At 66.2% G+C, this 4,847-nt stretch carries 4 protein-coding genes; 2 read left to right on the forward strand and 2 right to left on the reverse strand.

All coding sequences use genetic code 11. The features are described 5' to 3' along the window. Positions 1-214 precede the first annotated feature (214 nt). Positions 215-1,738, forward strand: coding sequence for an IS21 family transposase (istA, locus tag ACZLMO_RS16655; RefSeq protein ID WP_463654081.1), 1,524 nt, complete (start codon positions 215-217; stop codon positions 1,736-1,738). After that, positions 1,735-2,520 (forward strand): IS21-like element helper ATPase IstB, encoded by a 786-nt coding sequence (gene istB, locus ACZLMO_RS16660; protein ID WP_463654080.1) that lies wholly within the window; start codon positions 1,735-1,737, stop codon positions 2,518-2,520. Before istA ends, istB begins: the two co-directional genes overlap by 4 nt. A 111-nt stretch (positions 2,521-2,631) precedes the next feature. On the opposite strand, the gene ACZLMO_RS16665 is transcribed toward istB, so the two are convergent. Beyond that, positions 2,632-3,333: an AraC family ligand binding domain-containing protein gene (locus ACZLMO_RS16665; protein ID WP_463654377.1), complete on the reverse strand. Its 702-nt coding sequence runs from the start codon at positions 3,331-3,333 to the stop codon at positions 2,632-2,634. 129 nt (positions 3,334-3,462) lie between these two features. After that, positions 3,463-4,020, reverse strand: a complete 558-nt coding sequence (locus tag ACZLMO_RS16670; protein ID WP_463654378.1) for an AAA family ATPase — start codon at positions 4,018-4,020, stop codon at positions 3,463-3,465. Positions 4,021-4,847: the final 827 nt, after the last annotated feature.

The raw sequence follows: 4,847 nt of genomic DNA on the forward strand, positions 1-4,847 counted from the left end.
CTGTCAGCGGCCATGAAAAGCTGCCCATAGGTGGCCAGGGAATGACCCGCTGACGGCCACAAGGACTGCCCAGTGATGGCCACCGGCTCTGCCCGGTGCTGGCCATCTGGTTTGCCCGCGCTACTCGTTGCCCGCCGCGTCGTGAGACGGCGGGGGCCCCTTCCCCGGGTTGGATATCGGTGTCGAATCGAATCCAGCGAGGAAGAGGCCCTGAATGAAGGATGCCGTAGAAACCATGAGAATACTCAGTGCCTATGACCTGACCAGGTCATTGCGGGGTGCCGCCGAGTTGACCGGTTGCTCCCACCACACCGTGGCCCGGCTGGTGCAGGCCCGCGATGCCGGCCAGGCCCCTGGAGCCGGAGCCAGTCGCCCGAGGGTCACCGACGCGTGGCTGCCCAAGATCGAGGAATGGGTCGAGGCCTCCACCGGGCGGATCCGCGCCGATGTCGTGCACGACAAGCTCACCGTGATGGGCTACACCGGCTCGGAGCGTTCCACCCGCCGGGCGGTGGCGGAGGTGAAGGCCGCCTGGCGGGCTGGGAGGCGGCGGGTGCACCGGCCCTGGATCACCGAGCCCGGGGGCTGGTTGCAGTACGACTTCGGCGATGGGCCGGTGATTGACGGGGCCAAGACGGTGCTGTTCGTGGCCTGGCTGGCCTGGTCTCGCTTTCGGATCGTCATCGCCCTGCGTGATAGGACGGCTCCGAGCGTGTTCGCTGCCCTGGACCGGTGTTTCCGGCTGATCGGGGGTGCCCCGACGTATGTGCTCACGGACAACGAGAAGACGGTGACGGTCTCCCATGTGGCCGGGGTGCCGGTGCGCAACCAGGCCACCGTGGCGTTCGCGGCGCACTACGGGGTGGAGGTGCTGACCTGCCGGCCGGCGGACCCGGCTGCCAAGGGCGGGGTGGAGAACGCGGTGAAACTGGCCAAGGCCGATCTGGTTCCGAAGGACACCAACCTGCGGACCGAGTACACCTCGTTCGCCGAGCTCGAAGAGGCATGTCAGTCGTTCATGGCCCTGGTCAACGCCCGGGAGCACCGGGTGACCCGCCGCCGCCCGGCCGACATGCTCGCCGAGGAGGCTGGCGCGCTGCACCGCATCCCCGCCACGGCGCACACCGTCTCCTACGGGGTCGGACGCAGGGTGCCGGAGAACACGCCGATGGTCTCCTTCGAGAACGCCCAGTACTCGGTGCCGGCGCACCTGCTCGGGGCCGAGGTCTTCGTCCGCCATCACGGCACCGGCCCGGACTCGCAGGTGGTCATCATGCACGCCGGTGCCGATGGTCCGGTGGAGGTCGCCCGGCATCAGCTGGCCCGGCCCGGGTCTCCGGCCATCGACGACGCGCACTTCCCCGGCCACCAGGCGGACAAGGTGCCCGGGGACTACACCCCGACGCCTCGTTCGGCGGCGGAAGCGGAGTTCCTGGGCATCGGGGCCGGGGCGAGGACCTGGCTGGTGGAGGCCGCCGCGGCCGGCACGGCGCGGATCGGCCAGAAGATGGCCGAGGCCGTCACCCTGGCCAAGCTGACCGGCACCGACCAGGTCGACAAGGCCCTCGGGGTCGCCGCCGTGCACCACCGCTTCGCCCACGGGGACCTGTCCTCCCTGCTCACCGCCGCCGGCCACCGCACCGGGACTCACGCCGCGACGGAGGAACGGTCCCTGACGCAGGGCACCGCCGGCTGGGCCGGCCTCGGCACCACCAGCACCGAGGGGGCAGCCCGATGAGCATCACGACCCCGAACACCACCGCACCGGCGCTGCCGGCCGAGCTCGAGGCGCTGATGCGGCAGCTGAAGATGCCCCACGCCCGAGGGATCGCCGCCGAGGTCCTGGCCACCGCCCGGGCCCAACGCTGGGAACCGGCCGAAGTCCTCAAGGCTCTCTTGACGGAGGAGACCGCCGGGCGGGCCCGGTCCATGCTCGCCGCCCGGCGCAAGGCCGCCGGATTCCCCACCGGCAAGACCTTCACCACCTGGGATGAACAGGCCTCCTCGATCCTGGCCCCCACCCAGCAGTCCCTGCGCACCCTGGAATGGCTCTCACGCAGGGAGAACCTCGTGGTCTGCGGGCCCTCCGGCACCGGCAAGACCTTCTTCCTCGAGGCCCTGGGCCAGCAAGCCGTCGAGGAGGGCCGACGGGTGGCCTGGTTCACCCTTGAGGACCTCGGGGCGATGATCCGAGCTCATCGGCCCGATGACACCATCACCAAGGCCGTGGCCCGGATCCTGCGCGCCGACCTGGTCATCATCGATGACATCGGGCTGCTGCCGGTCGCCGACGATGCCGCCGAGGGCCTCTACCGGATCGTGGACGCCGCCTACGAGAAACGCTCCGTGGCCATCAGCTCCAACCTGCACCCAGCCGGTTTCGACGAACTGATGCCCAAGACCCTGGCCACCGCCACCGTGGACCGGCTCCTGCACCACGCCCACGTCTGCCAGACCACCGGAGACTCCGTGCGGATGACCCAGGCGATGGCCGGGAAGGGAGTCATGCCACTGAACTGATCCCATCACGGTGGCCAGCATCACCACCCAAGCGGGCAAACCAGCTGGCCACCAGTGGGCAGTTCTGATGGCCACCAGCGGGACGAAACACTGACCGCCTATGGGCAGAACTCAACGGCCCTTGACAGACTTCCCATACGCCTCCACGAACACACGGCCAAGCTGAGACTTCGACAGGTGCACCTCGTTGGCGAGGTCTGTCACCGACCAGCGACGTTCCGGGTCGGCCCGCAACAGCTCGGCGACCTTCCGCGCGTCGGTCCGTAACGGCGAGAATCCGCGTCGCCGTGGCTGAGTAGGCCAGGTCGTCTCGCGCTGGGTTGAGGTCTCGCGGATCGGTGTCGTCTTCACGAACGGGGTCAGGACGTGAGCGACGGAGAACCACAACGCCTGTACCCGATGGAAGGTCTGCATCGGACGATCCTCGATCGTCAGGGCAACCAACTCGTCCAGCCACGGCATCAACATCCCCGCCCGGTCCTCACCGAGACGGATCAGCTGAGCGGCTTCGCTGTAGAACGTCTCAGCGAACTGCTGCGCATGCAGCCTGTCTGACAGCACCGCCGCGTACTGCCAGAACACCTGGTCGATGATGTAGTCCGGGTCGAGGTAGACCGTGGTGACCGTGACGTGCCCTTCCGGTTCGCCACCGCACAGGGTGTTCTTGGCGAGGATCACCACGTCGCCCAGCGTGGCTGGCTGTTGGCCGAACTCACTGAACAGAATCACCGATCCTGAGCGAACGAACATCAGCTTCACGAAGTCGTGGGCAATCGGCGACGTGGGGTCGTGGTGCGTGGACGTGTGCGCCACGATCGGACCGAACGCTCGACTGGCATTCCCGCGCAGCGGCCGAACAGCTCCATAATCTACAGATGCCGCCACCGCTCGCCCTTTTTATAGGCGCGTCTTTATAGGCTTGTCGGGCCGCATCGAAAGTGCCTAGCCATTTCGGTGTGCCGACGGAAGGCGCATTCGGTTTCTTACAAGTTCCTGATACACGACCTCGGCTGCTTCTTCAGCGTCGAAGTGCGTAGTGTCTACGGCATGGCGACTGAGATCGCCGAGCTTATCGAACTGATGCCACAGGTCGAGGATCGGTCCTGCGTCGAGAAGGGCGCCTGGCTCGGTCCGCTGCTGAGCTCGTGCCAACGCAGTCTCGCGCTCAGGTCGCAAGACAACGTAGTGCAGATCAACGTCCGGGTGCTGATCGGCCGCATTCTGGTAGTGATGCAGCATCCAGGGTCCCACCACGCCGTCAACGATGGTTGTATATCCGCCGGCTGCGTATCCGAACGCTGCTGAGGCGATGGCGCCAACCACTGTTTGGTTTTGCTGCTCGGACTCAGGCATAAACGGCGGGATCGCTCCCTGGACGATGAAATGCCAGAAGTCGTCGGTGTGGAGGTGAACGCAGAGTGGGTATCGCTGGGCAAGGAGCCGTGCGACGGTTGTTTTTCCCGACCCAGGTGATCCGCTGACAATGATGAGGTCGCTCATGAAGATTCCTTTCGGCTGTCGCGACAACAAAACGCTTGCCCGATGGCGCCAGTGCGCACAGTTCGCTGTGGGGGCTGCCAAAGGGCGGAACTCATCAAGCGCAGCCGTTGGAGCATTGCGGGGGCAACGGATCTAGATTCCGAATGGACACGCGCGAAAGGTTGAGGAAGGGACCTCTGATTTCTCGTTCGGACAGGTCCGACTACGAGAGTGTCAAAGGGACGCACTGACGCGAAGCGTCAGCATCGTCAAGCTCAGCCTGGGAACGCGATGGCTCACCACAACCGGCCCTTCCGGCGCGATCGATCGCGAACAGCAGAAGGGCCTCTCCTGTAGGGCTGCTTAGCGGCTGGAACTCATACGTCAATTCTATCATCCTTCAAGAGCATTCGAGCTTCGAGGAGCTTCGAGGAGCTTCGAGCTTCGCTTCACGTGTCTTATTCCTCATAGCCATGCCTGACCTCCCTCCGCCGGGCCACGCCGAGAGGCAGCAGCCGTGCGACCACGAGGTACGCCGGGCGGATCAGGAAGACGAGACGGACGACGGAACGAGACTGGCGACCGTCAGGCTCCGCGATGAACCCGACGAGTCCTTACCGGAGTACCGGAGCGCTCGGGAGCTGTGGGGCGGAGGCGGCTGATCCTGCGGATATGACCCGGCTCGATGCGCGTTTCACCCGGCCCCGGTAGCGGCACGCGCGCGGGCGATGGCTCGGTAGCGGCTCGGCGTCACGCCGACGCTACGACGGAACTGACGGGCCGCGAAATCAGGATCGTTCCACCCCACCTCACGGGCAAGCACTGCGATCGGCGTGTCTGTGGTGCGC

The organism is Georgenia sp. G2120 (assembly GCF_055326485.1).